At 59.2% G+C, this 19,027-nt stretch carries 15 protein-coding genes; 12 read left to right on the top strand and 3 right to left on the bottom strand.

All coding sequences use genetic code 11. The features are described from left to right. The first annotated feature begins 27 nt into the window (after nt 1-27). From HB680_RS29155 to HB680_RS29210, 12 genes are all read left to right on the top strand, one after another. Entirely contained in the window at nt 28-456 is a 429-nt protein-coding gene (locus HB680_RS29155) for a hypothetical protein (RefSeq protein WP_213941774.1), read from the top strand. 85 nt (nt 457-541) lie between these two features. Next, nucleotides 542-1,408: an HDOD domain-containing protein gene (locus HB680_RS29160; RefSeq protein ID WP_213941775.1), complete on the top strand. Its 867-nt coding sequence runs from the start codon at nt 542-544 to the stop codon at nt 1,406-1,408. A 279-nt stretch (nt 1,409-1,687) separates the two neighbouring features. After that, nucleotides 1,688-3,310, top strand: coding sequence for a methyl-accepting chemotaxis protein (locus HB680_RS29165; RefSeq protein WP_213941776.1), 1,623 nt, complete (start codon nt 1,688-1,690; stop codon nt 3,308-3,310). A gap of 25 nt (nt 3,311-3,335) precedes the next feature. After that, nucleotides 3,336-4,493 carry a hypothetical protein gene (locus tag HB680_RS29170; RefSeq protein WP_213941777.1) on the top strand — a complete coding sequence of 386 codons (1,158 nt, stop codon included), beginning with the start codon at nt 3,336-3,338 and terminating at the stop codon, nt 4,491-4,493. Nucleotides 4,494-4,504: 11 nt separating this feature from the next. Continuing rightward, entirely contained in the window at nt 4,505-4,909 is a 405-nt protein-coding gene (locus HB680_RS29175) for a phosphate ABC transporter substrate-binding protein (RefSeq protein ID WP_213941778.1), read from the top strand. A gap of 45 nt (nt 4,910-4,954) precedes the next feature. Beyond that, a complete protein-coding gene (locus HB680_RS29180; protein WP_213941779.1) occupies nt 4,955-6,883 on the top strand; it encodes a methyl-accepting chemotaxis protein in 1,929 nt (642 codons plus the stop codon). A 60-nt stretch (nt 6,884-6,943) separates the two neighbouring features. After that, nucleotides 6,944-9,724, top strand: a complete 2,781-nt coding sequence (locus HB680_RS29185; RefSeq protein ID WP_213941780.1) for a PAS domain S-box protein — start codon at nt 6,944-6,946, stop codon at nt 9,722-9,724. After that, the gene (locus HB680_RS29190; protein WP_213941781.1) at nt 9,721-10,353 is read left to right on the top strand and encodes a response regulator transcription factor; all 633 of its coding nucleotides are present in this window, start codon (nt 9,721-9,723) and stop codon (nt 10,351-10,353) included. The genes HB680_RS29185 and HB680_RS29190 overlap by 4 nt, the downstream gene beginning before the upstream one ends. A 287-nt stretch (nt 10,354-10,640) precedes the next feature. Beyond that, complete coding sequence (locus tag HB680_RS29195) at nt 10,641-11,573, top strand: chemotaxis protein CheW (RefSeq protein ID WP_213941782.1); 933 nt, start codon at nt 10,641-10,643, stop codon at nt 11,571-11,573. A 514-nt stretch (nt 11,574-12,087) separates the two neighbouring features. After that, entirely contained in the window at nt 12,088-12,708 is a 621-nt protein-coding gene (locus HB680_RS29200; RefSeq protein WP_346657423.1) for a response regulator transcription factor, read from the top strand. Between the two features lie 85 nt (nt 12,709-12,793). Further along, complete coding sequence (locus HB680_RS29205; protein ID WP_256735644.1) at nt 12,794-14,644, top strand: diguanylate cyclase; 1,851 nt, start codon at nt 12,794-12,796, stop codon at nt 14,642-14,644. 120 nt (nt 14,645-14,764) lie between these two features. Next, the gene (locus HB680_RS29210) at nt 14,765-14,974 is read left to right on the top strand and encodes a hypothetical protein (RefSeq protein ID WP_213941785.1); all 210 of its coding nucleotides are present in this window, start codon (nt 14,765-14,767) and stop codon (nt 14,972-14,974) included. A 35-nt stretch (nt 14,975-15,009) separates the two neighbouring features. On the opposite strand, the gene metC is transcribed toward HB680_RS29210, so the two are convergent. The 3 genes from metC to HB680_RS29225 are packed head-to-tail and all read right to left on the bottom strand — an operon-like array spanning nt 15,010 to nt 19,013. After that, entirely contained in the window at nt 15,010-17,739 is a 2,730-nt protein-coding gene (metC, locus tag HB680_RS29215) for a cystathionine beta-lyase (RefSeq protein ID WP_213941786.1), read from the bottom strand. Between the two features lie 24 nt (nt 17,740-17,763). After that, nucleotides 17,764-18,420, bottom strand: coding sequence for a glutathione S-transferase C-terminal domain-containing protein (locus HB680_RS29220; protein WP_213941787.1), 657 nt, complete (start codon nt 18,418-18,420; stop codon nt 17,764-17,766). Continuing rightward, entirely contained in the window at nt 18,417-19,013 is a 597-nt protein-coding gene (locus tag HB680_RS29225) for a cysteine dioxygenase (RefSeq protein ID WP_213941788.1), read from the bottom strand. Before HB680_RS29225 ends, HB680_RS29220 begins: the two co-directional genes overlap by 4 nt. Nucleotides 19,014-19,027 lie beyond the last annotated feature (14 nt).

The raw sequence follows: 19,027 nt of genomic DNA on the forward strand, positions 1-19,027 counted from the left end.
TTTAAAGAGTAACCATGAGGACTCACCATGTCTTGGAATCCGCGTCACTTGTCAGCAATACAATCGTTAACGGCCTCACAAGCTCGAATGATAGATATACAAGAATGCCTGAATCATCTCGAACTCATCCCGTGCGACCCGGATGCCGCCCGGTCTTTGATCGGGCATATAAGATGGTTGGCTCTGTCGGCCGACACTGCACTGCTCGCGACGACAAATATCTTCTGCCTCGAACTTCACAAACTGATCAGCTCGCCGAGAATTGAACAAAAGCTAAAGGGGCCAACGCTGCAGACCCTCAAAAAATGCTGCAACTTATTGGCGTGGCAACTGGAGTTCACAAACCCGCGAACGGGTATTTTGCAAATGGACCGACTGGAAGAGATGACCCTGCTCAACAACTTGAAACAGTCGCTTAAAAACAACCTTGACGAAACACCTGATTCCACCAAATAGAAACGCCAGTTCATATTATAAAGACACCACCCCCCGTGATTATTTAACACCCTCCTCTGCCCTAATTGCGCAGATAGGTACCCTGATGCTGACAGAACTCACCGCCGAACAAATAAAATTTGCCTTACAGGGCATCACTGTGCCCCCACAGCCACAAATAATGGTTGACCTGCAAATTGAACAGTACATGCCAGACCCTGACTTGAGTGAGATCGCCCGATTGATTTCACAAGACCCGGGCATGGCCGGCGCATTATTAAAATTAATCAACTCCAGCCATTTCGGCTTGAGCAATCGTATTTCTTCGATTCAACGCGCGGTCAACCTGCTGGGCAGTCGGTCAGTCATTAATCTTATTAATGCTCTTTCCATCAAAAGCGAAATGAATGACGACGCCATCGTGACACTCAATCGATTCTGGGATACCGCCCAGGACGTTGCGATGACGTGCCTGACCCTGGCTAAGCGGATTGGATCGCAGGCGGTGGACGAAGCGTATGCGTTAGGGCTGTTCCATGATTGCGGGGTGCCCTTGATGTTCAAGAGATTCCCGAACTATATGGCTGTTCTGGAACAAGGCTACGCCTCGACCAGTTACAACCAGCGTGTCGTCGACGTCGAAAACAAGGCCTTTAATACCAATCACGCGGTCGTCGGTTATTTCACGGCAAAGGCCTGGCGCCTGCCTGAACACTTGAGCATCACCATTGCCAATCACCATAACGCAGTGGCTGTATTCAGTGACGAGTCCAGTCGACATAGCACACTCAAGAACCTGCTTTCCATTCTGAAAATGTCCGAACACATCTGCGAATCACATTTAATAATTGGCAAGTCACGCCAGGATCACGAGTGGGACAGCGTAGGCCATTTAATACTCGATTATGTCGGATTATCCGAGTACGACTTCCAGGAACTCAAATCGAGTATTCGTGAGTTGGGCACCCGTTAAACAATACCTGAAGCAAGACTCATACCTTATGAGGTAGGGCGATGCCTACCCCGACCACCAGAATGACCACCCAAAAATAGGCGCCACCCGATGGTTAATTGCTCAGTTGGATTCGTATTATTCCTATATGAAGTTGTCAGTGCCGGTAGTCGTCGGCGCGTCGAACCACCGGCAGAAAAACTCAAATATTGAACGTAACAACCAACGTTCCTGAACGTCTGCGATCCAGAACATCCTCGCGTTAGGGCTCATGTTCTATTAACGATTGAGAACCCTGAAATGCTGCAAAAAATCCCGCTGACTTTAAAGCTTTCATTGATGCCCATCGTGGCCCTGATCGGACTTCTGATATTCGTCGGTTATACCTCGCTGCAGTTGTCCGACAATGATGCTCGACTGGTTGCTCTTGAGGACAACAGCTACCCCATTCTGGAAAAAACCGACGCGGTGATTTTTCAGTTCTCGCGCTTGCCGGGGATGCTCAACGGCGCGGTGACCGCCGGAGAAATTTCAGCGCTCAACGACGTCCGAAAAGTGCTCGACGATATCGCCAGCAAGCAGCAGGAACTGCATGACCTGAGCCGCGACCAGCCGCAACGCAATCAACAGCTCGTGGCCTGGAATGACGCCATCAAACGCTATTGCGACAACGCCCTGTCGGCTTCAAGGCAATTGATCGAAGGCAGCAGCACGTTCGAAAAACTACGCCCCAACCTCGATCGCATGGCCACCGATCTGCAAGCGGCCAATACCTTCGGCGACGCGTTTCGCGCGAATGCTTACAAGGTGTTCCAGGCCAGCCTGTCCCAGACCCGCACCGACAATGCGACCACAACCCACGCGGGTTATGGCCTGACACTGGTACTGGTGCTGCTGGTTACTTTTGGTTCGGTGGTCATGATTCGCCAGATCATGAAAAACATCCATGGCGTCGTCGATTCACTGAGAGCCATTGCCAGCGGCGACGGCGATCTGACCCGGCGCGTCGATGTCCGTTCCGAGGATGAGATCGGCACCATGATCGTCCTGTTCAACAGCGTCCTCGACAAACTGCAAGGCACCCTTCGGCAAATCATCGATTCGGCCAACCCGCTGGGTGACGTGTCGAAGGAACTGTACCGCCTGACCCAAAACTCGGAAGAAAACTCCAAGTCTCAGCAGGACCGTACCGACTCGATCAGTCGCGACATCCACACCATGACGGTGAGCATCCAGGAAGTGGCGCAGCGTTCGCAGCAAGCTTCCGAGGAAGCCGGTGCGGCCTCCAGGCAAGCCGATACGGCACGCCAGGTCATCAGTGGGTTGTCGGCCAACATCAGCGACCTTGGCGTCAGCGTCCTCAGTGCCGTGCAGGACATGCAGCAACTGGAAGAGGAAACCCAACAGGTCGGCACGGTACTGACCGTCATTCACAGCATCGCCGAGCAAACCAATCTGCTGGCCCTGAATGCCGCGATCGAAGCGGCCAGGGCCGGTGACCAGGGCCGTGGCTTCGCCGTGGTTGCCGATGAAGTGCGCTCCCTGGCGCAGAAAACCGCGGCCTCTACCGCCGAGATCCGGCAAATCATCCAGCGCCTGCAAAACAGCGCCAACAGCGTGCTCAGTGTCATGACGCTCAATGGCGAGAAAGCCCAAGCAAGCATCGCCAGCTCGGTACAGGCCACTGAAACGCTGGACGCCATCGCTCAGGCAGTGCGCGAAATCAACCAGCTCAATGCCGGCATCGCTCAATTCACACATGAGCAGATTGGCCTCAGCCATTCCATACAGAAAGACACGCAAGTCCTTCAGCAGGATTCCAAAGCATCCGCCCATGGTGCCGATGCCACTGCCCGCCTCGGCGAGCAGTTGGTCAGCACGGGCGATCACTTACGCGCGACAACCTCCCAGTTCCGCGTTTAACACCTCAACAACAGAGACGCCCCGAATGTTCAATTATCGAGCCCTCAGCGCCCTCGCCATTTGCGTGGCCAGCGCACCAGCGTTTGCGCTGGATCAAGGAGATTACCGCTTCAATGGTTTCGGCACTGTTGGCGTCACCCATCTGGGTGGCGAAAGCCAGAGTCACGGTTACGGCATCAGCGGCCAGACGACGGATGGCTGGCGTGGTGATCAGTTGTCCAAGCTGGGTGGTCAATTCCAGTACGGCCTGACCGACACCATCGATTTCACCGTGCAGATGCTGGCCAAGTCCTACAGCGACCAGTGGCGACTCAAACCGGAATGGCTGTACCTGTCCTGGGAAGCCACCGACAAACTGAAGTTCAGCGCGGGCAAGCTCGGTACCCCGATCTACATGTATTCGGAAACCCTCAACGTCGGGTTTACCAATCCGTGGATTCGTCTGCCGGATGAGGTCTACAACCAGGTTCAGTTCAGCTCCTATCGGGGTGTCAGCGCGGTGTATACCGAACCCCTGCCTTTCGGCGCCCTCACCTTTCAGGTCGCTGGCGGACAGTCGACCAACGACAAGAACTACGTCATGGATGCCATGTACGAAGCCGATGCGAAGAATGCCTACTTCTCCAACGTGACCCTCAGCACCAACGATTTCGGTTCGTTGCGCCTCAGCTACACGCAAGCCAATTTGCATTCGAACGTGCATGACACGGTTGAGACTCCGTTTGGCCCTGCCGACCTGACCTTCATGCACCTGCAAGGCAACAAGGCGCAGTTTTCCTCGATCGGTTATCAGTACGACAACGGTACCTGGCTGAGCAGTAACGAAGCCACCAAGCTGAAGATCTCCGACGCGGGAACCGAGCCGGTCAACGCGTTCTACCTGATGGGCGGACGCCGCTTCGGCGACTTCCTGGCCCACGTCACTTACGGGCAGATGGATGATGCTTCGGGACGTGAGTCATCCTGGACCTACGGCTTGAACTACAACGTCTCGCCTACCGTCGTGGTCAAGGGTGAGTTCAAAAGAGTCGATACCTCAGGAGGCGCTCCGGGGTTCTTCGCACGCAATACCCAGCAGACCATCGACGATATTTTCTATAGCGCCAGCAGCGGCCAGCAAGGTTCGCCTGCGCGCAACTTCGACGGCGACATCATCAGTATCGGCGTCGATTTCGTATTCTAAGGAGCGTTCCAATGAAGCTGTCTATTGTCGCTCAAAGCGTACTTGCACTATTGAGCATGGTCGGCGTGGCCCACGCCGAGGTTGCGGTAATTGTGAACCCGGCGCTGAGCACCGCGCCGACCCAGTCGGACGTGGCGAACATTTTTCTGGGCAAGGACAAATCCCTCAAAGGGGTCGACCAGGACAACTGGAGCCCCACCAAGGAAAAGTTCTACACCGCCGTGACCAGCAAGAGCGAATCACAGTTGAAGTCTTACTGGTCAGGCCTGGTGTTTACCGGCAAGGGTCAGCCGCTGCCGCACGTTGCTGATGATGGCGCAGTGGTCGGCCAGGTGAGCGCTCAAGCGGATGCCATCGGGTATGTGGACAAAGCGGCAGTGAACGACAAGGTCAAGGTGTTGTTTACCTTGCCTTGATGGCGGCACTGACGAACATGACAACACCTCTGAGTGGATGCCCCCATGGCTTCTCGTAGTCTTCAATCGAAGTTCGTTCTTCCGGTCCTGGCCATTGTGGTGCTGACCACGTTGGTGCTTGTTGCCGTCATTTCCGTAAGAACCAGCCGCACTATCGAGCAGTCCGCGCACGATAAAATGCAGGAGCAGCTTTCCAGCATGCAGCACGTTCTCGACGTGATCGACACCCTCATGATGGAACGTGTGAAGGGGTCGATGGCGCTGCTGATGGAGCGCGGTCAATTCCAGGGGGTTCCACATCAAGGCGAGCGAGTGGCCGTCAGCGACAGGATGGTGCCTGACCTCGTTCTGGATGGTCAGCCACAGGCGAACAACTTCGAACTGGTTGACCGGGTGGCGTCCAGTCAGGGTGGGTCGGCGACGTTGTTCTCCAGGGCCAATGACGAGTTTGTGCGCATCAGCACCAATGTACTGGTCGACGGCAAGCGCGCCATTGGCACGCTGCTCGATCCCCTCGGAATGCCGGTTAGCGCGATTCGAAAGGGCCAGGCGTTCTATGGGCAAGTCGATATCCTGGGCAATCCGTACCTGACAGGCTACGAACCTATTCTGGACAGCCTGAAACAGACGGTGGGCATCTGGTATGTGGGTTACAAGGTCGACATGCAAGCCTTGCAGGAGTCCATCGCAAAGAGCCACATCCTGAGCGGTGGCTTCGTCGCGTTATTGGACAATAAGGACAATGTGCGCTTTCAATCGAAAAGCGTCGAAACGGATACCGTGCGGCGTGTTGCCGATGGCAGCCGTCAGGGCTGGGTGGTGAAACGTGAACGCTTCACCCCTTGGGGGTTCACCATGATGGCGGCTTACCCCGAAGAAGAAGTCCGGATTGCCGTCAGGAATGAAATCATTCGTGTAGCCGTGAGCGGTCTGGCGCTGGCCGCTGCGTTGATGGGCCTGGTCTTCTGGCTGTCGCGCTCGCTGGTGGTCAAGCCTTTGAGCCTGGCGGTCGGGGTGGCCCGCAAGATCGCGGCGGGAGATTTGTCATCGCCCTCCTCTACCACCCTGCGTAACGATGAGATTGGCGATCTGGTCCGCTCACTGAGCAATATGCAAATGTCATTGCGTCAGATGATCGGCAACATCGCGGGCAATGCCCAAACGATTTCCGCGCTGTCGTCCTCACTCTCCTCTTCTGCCGATGACGTGGCCACTCAATCGGAGCAACAGAGTGGCGCCGCGGCTTCGGCGGCCGCATCGCTGGAGGAACTGAGCACCAGTATTGGCCATGTCTCAGTCAAGGCCCGCGAATCCTTCAGCCTGGCTCAAGACGCAGGCGACAAGGCCAGGCTGGGCGGCGTCGTGGTGGAGAAAGCTTCAGCGGAAATGCACAACATCGCCGACAGCGTCAGTCAGTCGTCCGAGCGCATCGTTTTGCTGGGGCAACACTCGGCCCGGATTTCAACCATTGTCGGCGTCATCAAATCGATCGCCGACCAGACCAACCTGCTCGCACTGAACGCGGCCATTGAGGCAGCGCGGGCCGGCGAGCACGGACGCGGCTTCGCGGTCGTCGCCGATGAAGTCCGGGAGCTTGCCGAGCGCACCGCACGCTCCACGGTAGAAATCACGACGATGATCGGCGCTATCCAATCAGGAACGGAACAGACCGTGCAGACCATGCGGGAGGGGCAGGTACGCGCCCACGCCGGCGTTGAAATGGCCGGCGCGGCCGGACGTGCCGTGATGGACATCCGCGGTTGCTCCGAACAGGTCGTGGATGCCGTCAATAGCATTTCCGCAGCCCTTGAACAGCAAAACGCGGCTAATCATGAAATTGCCGTCAACGTGGCCAACATGGCGGAGATGTCTGAGAAAAACACGTTCGCGGTCCAGCAAGTCGCGCAGGCGTCCAGGCAATTGCAAGCGTCTTCCAACTCGCTACGGGCAACCGTTGACCTGTTCAAGTTATGAACTTGACCCATTCACCCCCTGATCCACGGCGAACCCGAATTCATATTGAGCGACGTACCGATGCTGTTATCAATCGAACCGGATAGCGCCGACGCGCAGACGGCACTGGAAAGTCAGGACCTGTCCCACGTTGCGTTCGAGTTCGCAACCATCGGCCTGGCCCTGTTAGCCCTGGACGGGCGCTGGCTGCGCGTCAATCGTCACCTCTGTGAGTTGCTCGGGCGCAGTGAGAGCGAATTGCTGCACACCACCAGCCAGGCCTTGACCCATCCGGACGACCTGCCAGAAGCACTGGCCGCCGGCCAACGCCTGGTACTGGGCGAGACGCCCGAGATTCGCCTGAAAAAGCGCTACCGCCACCGTGACGGCCACTACCTCAAGGTACAACTGACGTGCAGCGCGATACGCTCCAGCGACAACACGCCCCTGCATTTCGTCATCCAGATTGAAGACCGCAGCCGTCTCCTTGAGGCCGAAGAGCGCCTGACCCTGCTGGAAACCCGGCTGCGCACCAGCGAGCAGCAGTTCCGTGCCCTGGCCCACAACACGTCAAATATCGTCATCCGCTACGACCTCAATTGCCGCCGCACGTATGTCAATCCGGCCTTCGAGCGGGAGACCGGCATCCCAATGGCGCACGCCCTGCAATGCAGTCTTGCAGACAGTTGGAGCACGGACATACCGGTTGAGCGCTACCTCAAGCAACTGCGTCAGGTGATGCTCACCGGTCTGCCTCAAGACATTATTCTGGAGTGGTCGCGCCCCCAGCGCGGCGAGATGGCCATTCACGCCTTGAAGCTGATTCCCGAGATAAGTGCCAACGGTTCGGTGGTCAGCGTTCTGGCCAAGGGGCATAACATCACCGCGCTCAAACGCCACGAGCGGCTGGAGGAAGCCCTGCTGCACATTTTCGAACGGTTGGCGCAGGGGGCCCGACTGCCGGAAGTCCTGGCACTGGTGACGAAATACATTGAGCAGGCAAAGCCGCACTTTCTGGCCAGCATCATGCTGGTGGACGACGACGGTCTTTACCTGCTTCCCGGCTCGGCGCCCAGCCTGCCAACCAGTTATTCGCAAGGACGCGGTCGCATCGAAATCGGCAAAGGCCTCGGTATCTGTGCCACCGCCGCGTGGAGCGGCAACACGGTCATTGCCGAAGACCTGGCCTCACACCCCTACTGCAATGTTTTCCGCGAACAAGCCATCAAGGCCGGGCTGCGTGCCTGCTGGTCGGAACCGATCAAGGACTCCGCCGGCAAGGTGCTGGGGACCTTTTGCATCTACTTGCGTCACCCCGGGCGGCCGACGAACGACGACCTCAAACTGGTTCGTCAAGCCAGCCATATGGCCGCTATCGCCATCGAGCGCAAACGTGCCGAGACATTGCTGCTCGAGAGCGAACAACGTTACCGGGAAATTTCCGACAAATCCCTGGATGCCCTGTTTCTGCTGGAAGTCACCGAGGACGGGGTCTTCCGGACCATCGAGGTCAACCCGACCTACGAACGTTACGCCGGCATGGGCCGCGCGGAACTGATCGGCAAGAACATCGAGACCACGCTTGCGCCCCCAGTCGCGGCTATTGCCATGGCCAAGATGCGACAGTGCGTGGAAAGCGCAACCGTGCTCGACGAAGAAGAGGCGCTGGACCTGCCGGCCGGGCAACTGACCTATTTCCACACGACGCTGGTTCCGGTACGGGATGCTTACGGACGCGTCCACCGAATCGTCGGTATCGCCCGCGACATCACCGCGCGCAAACATGCGGAACACGTTCTGCATACCCGCGAACAGGAATTCCGCGCGTTAGTAGAGAACACCCCGGATGTGGTGGCGCGCTTCGATTTGCAGTGCCGCTTTTTGTATGCCAACCCCGCCGCGCAACACATGCTCGAACGCCCACTGGCCTTTCTGCTCGGCAAAAACTCCAGCCAAGCATCGCCCCGCTCGCCCGCCGCCAAATCCTTTCAAGACAAGCTCGAACGCATCATCCGGACCGGCGAAGCGACCGCCGAGGAATTGACCCTGGACGTGCCGGTGATACAAGACGCAGAAGCGGCCTGTTACCTGGTCCGACTGGTTCCCGAGCGCGATCAGCACGGGCGGCTGGTCAGCATTCTCGCCGTCGGCCGCAACATCAGTGCCATGCGTGCCGCCGAGCGACGCCTGAAAGAATCCCATGCACAACTGCGTCAGCTCTCCAGTTACCGCGAAAGCACGCGGGAAGAGGAACGCAAGCGCATCGCCCGGGAAATTCACGACGAACTGGGGCAGCAACTGACCGTTCTGCGCATGGGAATTTCGATGCTGCGCCTGCAATTCGGCAGCGATCATCCGCTGCTGGTGGAGCGGGTCCAGGCGCTGATGGTACGGGTCGACGAAACCATTCAGGTGGTTCGCAACGTCGCCACCAGCCTGCGCCCCTCCGCACTCGACATGGGCCTGACCTCGGCCCTCGAATGGCTGGTTTCCGAATTTTCGCGCAACACGACCATTCCTTGCCGACTGAATGCGCCCTCGGCTCGCTTGGAGCTCGACGACGAGCGCGCCACCGCAATCTTCCGGGTGATTCAGGAGTGCCTGACCAATGTCGCGCGTCACGCCCAGGCCAGCCGAGTGGATATCGACCTCGAGCGCGGCGTCGGGCATGTGCAGATTGAAGTGCGGGACAACGGCAAAGGCTTCGACCCGGAGCAACTGCCCAAAGGCACGCTCGGGATGCTCGGCATGCACGAGCGAGGACACATGCTTGGCGGCACCGTTACCGTAAACAGCCACCCCGGACAGGGTACTCACGTCCGGGTGAATATCCCCTTCCAGGTAAACCCGGAGACTCCATGATCCAACTGATGATCGCTGACGACCACGCCATCATGCGCGAAGGTCTGAAACAGCTCTTCGCCCTGGCTGGCGATCTGCAAGTCATAGGTGAAGCAGAAAACGGTGTGATGCTGTTTGAGCAACTGCGCCAAGGCCACGTCGACCTGCTGCTGCTCGACATGAGCATGCCCGGCATCAGCGGCGAAGACCTGATCGCGCGTATCCATACGCACTATCCGCAGCTGCCGATTCTGGTGCTGAGCATGCACAACGAAGTGCAGATCGCGCAGCGGGCACTGAGGTCGGGCGCCTCTGGCTATCTGACCAAGGACCGCGACCCCGAGGCCCTGCTCACGGCGATCCGCCGCGTCGCGAACGGCGGACGCTACATCGACGCCGCCCTGGCCGAACAGATCGCCTTCGCGGCCAGCGGCCTGGGCCCGTATACCCAGCACGACATGCTCACTGACCGGGAATTGCAGGTCATGCGTTTGCTCGCGCGTGGCTTTAGCGTTTCGCGTACCGCCACAGAACTGTCCATCAGCCACAAGACCATCAGCACCCATAAAGCACGCATGATGGAAAAAATGGGGTTTACCAGCATGTCGGAAATTGTCCGCTACGCCGTGAGTCAACGGCTTATCGAGTGACCCGTCTTCGGCCCGTAACGTTGCACCGTGCACCTCACAAAAGCACCGCAAAACCTCAAGCAACAGGTCGTAGGGCAATGCCTACCCAACCCCCGCCACACGCCCACTCCAAAACCAGCGTTGACCGATGTCCAGGCCCGGTGCACGGCCGGCATCATGCGATGCCACCGGGATTACGCTGCATATTTTTTGCAGGACTACCCGCTCCGGCAGTCAGGTCACCGGCCGGAGAATCCGCATTGAGCGCATCTACCGCCCCCCGCTAACGAACCACGATGGAAGTAGATATGCACGACCTATCGTTTTGGCTATTGCTGGCCGCCACACCCGGTGCCGCGATGCTCGTCGTCCTGGGCATTCATTATCTGAAAACCCCACACAACGACACAAAGGCGATCTCCCCTGTTGCGCCGCTGGTCGAGATGGAATCCTGCGGCCTGGAGCAATTCACGCGACAGACGATCGAGCAGATCACGGCCATTTCCTCGGCCCTGTCCGATTGCGCGACGGCTGCAAAACACGTCGCCCCGCAGGATCCTCCGGCACATCCATCGACACTCGGTGGCTCCGTCGAGACCACTCGCAACGATGTTCTGGACAAAGACCTCGCCGTACTCGTCGCCAACATGCGCGAAATGGCCGCGCTCACCGCGCGCCTGCATGACGAAAGGCAGCACCTTGTCCCCAGGACCGTCACCCCGGTGCTGGTTGCCGACAGTGCGAAAAAAAACCGCTGCTACCTCTCCTTCACCCTGCGCGAAGAGCAATTTGCGGTGCGCACGTTGAGCGTCTGCGGCGTCGTTGAGGCCTCTCAACTCATCACCAAGGCGAGCATGCCCCCGAAGCTGCGCAGGGCGATCAAGTTGGGCGGCGCGTTGGTCCCGGTGATCGACCTGGGCGTGTATCTGGGTGGGCAGCCCATAGAGATCGGTCGACGCACGAGTATCGTCATTCTGGAAGTGACCCTCGACGAGCGCGCACAGATGATCGGCGTGGTGGTGGATTCGGTCGGCAAAGTGGAGGAAATCCCCCCGAGCGGCGTCGAATCGCGAGAGGCGTTTGACAGCGAGATCCACAAAGACTTCACCGTCGGCACGATCACGGTCAACAACCACACGGTCACCCTGCTGGACATCGGACGAGGATTATTGACCCATGAATTCGTCGCGGGACGTGCGGCAACCCCCTCCCAGGCGCAGGAAAACATCTCCCGTGGATAGCCGCCAAATCAGCCGGCTTCCGGGGCACTGCGGGCATTCCCCTACCTGAAAATCAGCCCACACTGATGGTCGTGGAGTCTGCACCGTTGCACTATGGTCCTGTGTCGATACCTACGCTTGGATTGCCGAAAGTTCGACACATCTGTGTGTTTGTGTGTGCGTGCTGCTCCTGGGTCGGGAGCCCGTGAAGTGTTGTCTATGAACCCCTACATAGTCCAACCGACCATGGATCTTCGCTTCTGGCGGGGATGGCGATTCTTGGGTTCTTCACGATTACTCGTGAAGAACCTTTTTTTTGCCCCTACATAAACAACTTCGCCCCTGCGGCCCCGCCACCTACGCAGCGGCAGAAAGCCCCTACCGAAAAATCAGCCGTTCCCGATAGGCCGGCTGCTGGCAGCGTGCCACCATCGCTACAGCTTCAAACGTTTGTCTGGTCATCTGTACTCCCTTATCGACCTCCCGGTCCGCTCTACCAAAGCATCCATAACCTATGCCAAAAAAAATCCGCCTGTTGATCGTCGACGACCACCCCATCATGCGCGAAGGGTTGAAACAACTGTTCGCCCTGACCAGCGACTTGAAGGTCGTCGCAGAGGCCGAAAACGGCGAGCTGGCGCTGCAGCGTTTGAAACAGGGCGATATCGACTTGCTGCTGCTCGATATGAACATGCCAGGGCTCTGCGGCGAGCCCTTGCTGACGCTCATTCACACCAAGCATCCGCGACAGAAAACGCTGGTGCTCAGCATGCACAACGACCCGCAGGTCGCCATACGCGCGCTCAAGGCCGGAGCCACCGGTTACCTGTGCAAGGTGTGCTCACTCGAGACGCTGCTGGGTGCGGTGCGCCGGGTTGCCTGCGGCGAGCGCATCATCGATCCGCACATAGCCGAATGCATAGCCTTCGAAGCCAATGAGCTGAAACAGCAGTTCCATCACGACCCGCTCACCGCCCGCGAGTCCCAGATCCTGCACCTGTTTGCCCTTGGCGCCAGCGTGACGCAAATAGCCCGGAAGCTGACCATCAGTAGCAAAACCGTGAGTACTCACAAGACTCGATTGATGGAGAAGCTGGGCTTTTCCAGCAATGCCGAAATCGTTCGCTACGCCGTGAGCCAAAGGATTATCAAGTGACGAGAGGACATCAATAATGCGGCTCAACGGGCTTGTTTTCAGATTTCATGAGCTGTCGCTCGCCGGACGGGCTCTACGCTTGGCCATGCTGCGCATCGGTCTGGTGTCGCTGTCTGCGGGCACGGTGTCCTACTTCGTCAATCAGTCTTCGATCGAAGAGGGCATCACCCGGCAGTTGCTGCTGTCCACCGAACAAACCTTGCAACTGGAGTCCCTGCCGTTCCGGGAAATCAAGGATCTGCAGCAGAATTTTCTCAATGACTACAAGAATATCCATGCCAGGCCGGGCATCGAGGCCACGCTGGTGCGCGACTTCAACCAGATTTTCTACCGCCACGACGATGGCTCCTACACCCAGCGCCCGATGCTGTTCGAAGGCAAACCACTGGCTGACGGTCGCCGCTTCACCGGGATGTCAGCCACCTATGCACCGGATATTCCTCCCGATGACGACATCAAGGCGCGGTTTGCCCTGTCTTACATCCTGTCCCATAAATACGGTTCCAGCACCAAGGGTCGGCTGTTCAACTTCTACGGCGTGGTACCGGAAAAAGGTTTTCCCATCTACCAGGCCTCCGACATCGCGCAAGTGTTTACTTACTCGGGCCCGGATGCGCTGAAACTCGAAAACTATGAGTTTTATGAACGCGGCTTCGGTACGCCTGGAAACAGCACCGTGTTTACCCACGTCTACTGGGACATGTCCAACAACGCCTGGATGACCACCATTGCCACGCCCGACGTGGCCGATGCGTCCGGCAAGCACCACATCCTGGCCTGTGTCGATGTGCTGCTCGATGACCTGATGAAACGCACCGCCAAACCCTTCGTGCAGGGCACGTTCAGCATCATCTTCACCGCCGACAGCGACGGCACGCTGGTCTATCACCCCAATTACATGGAGCAGATCAAAAACAGTGAGGGTAAGGCGTCCATCCGCTCGCTCAAGATTGACCCTGCGTACCCTCTGATAAGCGCCATCCAGGGGCTGACGCCCGGTAAAGCGACCGTGGTGCAGACACAAAAGGCTATCGTCGCGGTCGGCATCATTCCCGGTACGCCCTGGGTACTCGCCGTCCACTACCCCCGGTCGATGATGATTCCGATGATTTTGAGCAACCTGGCCATCGTGATCGCCCTCGGGTTGCTCACCCTGTTGGTGGAAATCTTTATCCTGCGCTCGATTCTGCAAAAGCAAGTGGCCATTCCGCTGTCCCGGCTGATGCAGGCCACACGGTTGCTGGGCTTGTCCAAAGAGCGCTGGGGCCATGATGTTTTGCCCACCGAATCCCCCGACGAAATTGGTGAGTTGGCCCGCGACTTCGCCCACATGGCGGAGCGAATCCAGGGTGCGCACGAGCAGCTGGAATTGCAGGTACAGGACCGCACGGCCGCGCTCGAAGAAGCCAACCGCCAATTGAAGGTGCTGAGCACCACCGATGGCCTGACCGGTGTGGCCAACCGACGCCAATTCGATGAAGTGCTGCTCAGCGAATGGCGTCGCGCCTTGCGCGCGGGAACGCTGTTGTCATTGATGCTGATCGATGTGGATTACTTCAAGAAGTACAACGACCACTACGGGCACCAGGCCGGTGATGATTGCCTGCGCCGCGTCGCCAAAACCCTGGAAGCCCATGCCCTGCGAGCGGGCGATCAAGTGGCGCGCTACGGCGGCGAGGAATTTGCCCTCATCACCACCACACTCCACACCGAAAAATCGTTTGCGCATGCACAGACGCTGTGCGATGCGCTGGAACAAATGGCACTGCCGCACGCACTGTCCCCGTTCGGCTTCGTCACGGTGAGTATTGGCGTGGCGGTCATCTCTCCCGCAGACGGCTGGACCGCCGAACAGTTGCTCAAGCAAGCCGACCTGGCCCTTTATTGTGCCAAGGCTCAGGGCCGCAACCAGGCGGCTCTGGCGAACATGATGTAACGCCGGGACAAGGCGACCGCCAGTCCTCCACGGCTGGCAACAACCCGTTTCCTCAACTAGTGTTTCTACCTCATCGAACAGCCCCCACTGCATTGCGGGCGCTTAATCAAGGAGAGATAGATGACACCCGTTTGTATTGCCGAGCAAACTTATCGCGCCTGGTCCAGCCCGATCCTGCTTGAACTCAAGGAGCGCGAGCATCAGCTGGATCCTGCGGCCCGCCAGGCCCTGCAGAATGTACTGGTAGAGCGACGGCTGCTGGATTCCGGCAACCCCGTCGGCCCGGATCGACGCAACGCCGACCCGGCCAAAGGCGACAAACTCTGGTAGCTGCCGCTCATTACCGATTCGCTGCCAGGGAGGTGTCACACCGCAGCCGCAGCGAATCCCCGCTCCAGGTCCTCGATCAACGCCTCGACATCCTCCAACCCGATGTGCAATCGCAGTACCGGATTCAGTGCACGATCCTCGGCGCTATCGCGTTCCTTGAGCTCGGCGACGGTGACCAGGCTTTCATAACCGCCCCAGGACGCGCCCAGCCCAAACAATTGCAGCGCATTGATGAAGCGCTCGGCATACCCTTCGTCAGCGTCGCGCAATTCGAACGAGAGCAAACCGTTGCTGCCCTTGAAGTCGCGTTGCCACAGGGCATGACCGGAGTGATCGGGCAACGCGGGATGGAACACCCGCTTCACCTGGGGTTGCGCCTGTAGCCAGTGGGCGATTTCCAGGGCCTGGCGTTCGTGGACGTCCAGGCGTGGCGCCAGGGTCCGGGCGCCGCGCAGCACCAGGTACGCGTCGTCGGGGCTGACAGCGTTGCCGAAGGTGTCGCTCATCGTCGCCAACGGTTGCCAGACGTCTTCACGGGTGCAGACGCTGCCCATGACCACATCGCTGTGACCGCACAGGTATTTGGTCAACGCCATGATCGAGATGTCCGCGCCGAGGGTCAGCGGCCGGTACAGGTAGCCCGAGCCCCAGGTGTTGTCCACGGCCAGCAGAATGCCGCGCGGCTTGCACAGGGCGGCGATGGCCGGCAGGTCGGCGAGTTCGTACAGCAACGAACCGGGCACTTCGGTGTAGACCATTTTGGTGTTGGCTTGCAGCTTCCCGGGCAGATCGTTGCCGTCGGGGGCGAAGTAGCTGACCTCAATACCAAACGGCTGGAGAAACTCCCGGGCCAGACGCCGCACGGGCGAATACACGGCGTCGGTGATCAGCACATGATCGCCGGGGCGCAGATAGGCGAGGAACGTCTGCGCCACGGCGGCCAGGCCGGTGCCGAACAAACGGGTGCGATAGCCGCCCTCGAGTTCGGTGACCAGGTCTTCCAGAGCGAACGCCGTCGGATTGCCGCGCGCGCCGTAGCTCAAAACGCGCTCGTGGTCACGGCGGGAACGGGCGTCGCGCATCTGGGCGAGGTTGTCGAACAGCACCGTGCTCAAGCGGGTGACCGGGACGTTGACCCCGCGGCCGCCGTTGCCTTTTTCTGTACGCGCGCAATGGACCAGTTGGGTGCGAACCCGGTCACCCTTGGACGCTTTCAGCGGCTTGAGGCTGGCGATTTCCTCCTGGCTCATCTGCGCCAGCAAACCGATTTCCCAGGCCAGGTACTGACGCGCTGCATCCTTGTTGCCGGAGTGGCGGTCGTGGGTAAAAAACAGGAAATCGATGCACTGCTCGTCGGGTGGTGTGTGGGCGTCCACTTGCCACTCAAGACCCGCCACATCTCCAGCGAACCGGGTTTGCCGGCGCTGAGGCTCAGGCAACTCCAGCGCCGCGAACGCCGCCAACCGTGGATCATCGGCCAGCAACACCAACGGTCGTTGCTCACCGGCCACCTCGGCCGCCAGCAACGAGCGGATCGACCAACGTGCCCCGGCAATATGACCTTTGCGATACACCATGCTCGGGCGCAGATCGATCAGTGCGACGGCATCGTCCTTCAACGCGTCGGCCAACGCCTGGGCCGTGATGGATGGCAGCGCTGGCGGCACGGCAACTTCGAGCGCCGGCAATGCCAGAGAACTGCTCGCGCCCCCCTCAAGCACATACGCCTCATGCCCCAACTGCCGCAGCCAACTGGCAACAATCGGTGCACGCACGCCATCGCTGTCGATCAGCACCAGCCGCGCCTTGCGCACACCCATGTACAAATCAGTGGATTGGATCAACTGCCCGCCGGGCGTGTGTTGTGCCCCCGGCAAACTACCGGCGGTAAACTCTTCGACGGTGCGCACATCACACAGAAACAGACTGCGTCCGCTCTCCTTGGCCCACTGTTCAACCTGCGCGGCGGCAACAGTTTTTACCCCAGCCTTCTCCGCCAACTGCGCGGCGGCCAAGCGTTGACCGGGCAACGCGCTGGATGACACCTCATCGGCATAACGCCGCGTGCTGCCATGTTCCAGCTGAAAATCTTCCAGATACCAACCCTGAGTGCCGTTCTCCAGGGCGTAGACCGGGTTCTTCAGCCCCAGATTGATCAACGTCTGCGCACCGATAATGCTTCGGGTGCGACCGGCGCAATTGACCACGATCGGCGTGCTCTCGTCCGGCACCAGATCGTGGACGCGATAGCCCAGTTCGCCATTCGGGCAGCACACGGAACCGGGAATGGTCATCTTGCGGTATTCATCGAACGGCCGGCCGTCGAGCACCACCAACGGCTCGCCCCGGGCCTGCCATTCGGCCAACTGCGTGGCGGTAATGTGCGGGGTATGACTCGCCTCTTCCACCAACTCGCCAAACGCTTTGGACGGCACATGCACGCCGGCAAACAACTGGAAACCGGCGGCTTGCCAGCCATCGGCGCCGCCGTCGAGGACATGCACACGAGCATAGCCCAGCGCCCGCAAACGCTGGGCGGCACGCGCCGCCACATCGCCGCCGTCCTGGTCGTAAATCACCAGCCGTACCTGAGGATTCGGCGCCAAACGCCGGGCCTCCAGCTCCAATCGGCTATAGGGCAGGTTCACGCCGAAAAACAGATGGGCTTCGCCATATTGGCCATGCTCACGCACGTCGAACAGGGCGATTTCCTGCCCGTCGAACAGCCACTGCTGCAGTTGCCCTGGAGTTACGGTCTGGCTCATGGAAGTCCCGCTTGAAAATAGAAGTTATTGAAGCGCGAGGGAGCGCTCGTTGGCGGCGATGTCGCGGCCCTTGGCGTAGGCGCGCTGGATCGCCGGCCGAGCCTTGAGGCGTTCGCGCCAGGCGTGAATGTGCGGGTAGTCCGCCAAATCCTGGCCCTGTCGCAGCGGCTGAATCCACGGGAAGATCGCCATGTCGGCGATGGAGTACTCGCCCGCCACATACGGCACTTCGGCCAGGCGTGTTTCCAACACTCGATACAACCGCGTCGCCTCGGCATTGAACAGGTCGAGGGCGAACGTGATCGGTTCCGGTGCCTTCTCCTTGAACAGTTGCAACTGGCTCAGGTACGGCGTGACATGCCCGACCTGCCAGAACAGCCATTCCTGAACCTTTTGCCGCTCGGCCGTCCCCGCCGGCGGCAGAAAACGCCCGGCCTTGTCGGCCAGGTAGTTGAGGATCGCGCCCGACTCGAACAGGCTCAACGGCGCGTCCGATCCCTCAGGCGCGTGGTCGACAATCGCCGGAATCCGCCCATTGGCACTGATGCGCTGGAACGCCGCCTGCTTCTGCTCGCCGGTGCGGATGTTGATCGGCAACAGGCGATGCTCAAGCCCGAGTTCTTCCAGCAGGATGCCGATCTTCAGCCCGTTGCCGGTCGGCCAATAGTACAAGTCGATCATGCGTAGGCCTTGATCGACGGCGCCATTTGCGAGGCGTTGTAATTGAGAATCCGCCCGTCGGCTTCGACGCCGTAGCGCCCGTTGAGGGACTCCAGCGGCAAGCCGTACAGATGGAAGTGCAGGGTCGCCTGTTCGCCCTCGACCCGAATCCCATGCAGGTCTTCGCCGAGGAACGAGATCGACGTACCGGGTTGCACAATCACTTCTTTTTCCAGGTGCAAAGTGGTGACCCCCGGCTCGCGACCTTCATCACTGCGCCCGTAGACGTAGTTGATTTCCTGGCCTTCGACGGCGCTGATGATCGCCCAGGTTTCGTGGTTGTGCGCGATTGTGCTTTTGCCCGGCAACAGCGAGTTCAGGTACAGCGTCGGCGTGTCGCCATCGTCGTTAAGGCGGTAGCGGAACGCGGTGCTACCCTGCCCCGGCACCGGCGCGGGGAAGGCGTCGAAGTTGAACAAGTCCCGGCGCTCGGCCAGGGTTTCGAGCAGGGCAACAATCTCCACCAGCGCGGCACGGTCGACGCCCCGTTGATTGATCACACGGATTTTCTTGAGGAAATCCTCGATGACGACGGCACGGTTATCGGTACTCATGAATTAGCTCCTCG

Source organism: Pseudomonas sp. dw_612 (assembly GCF_018449725.1).
Classification (GTDB): domain Bacteria; phylum Pseudomonadota; class Gammaproteobacteria; order Pseudomonadales; family Pseudomonadaceae; genus Aquipseudomonas.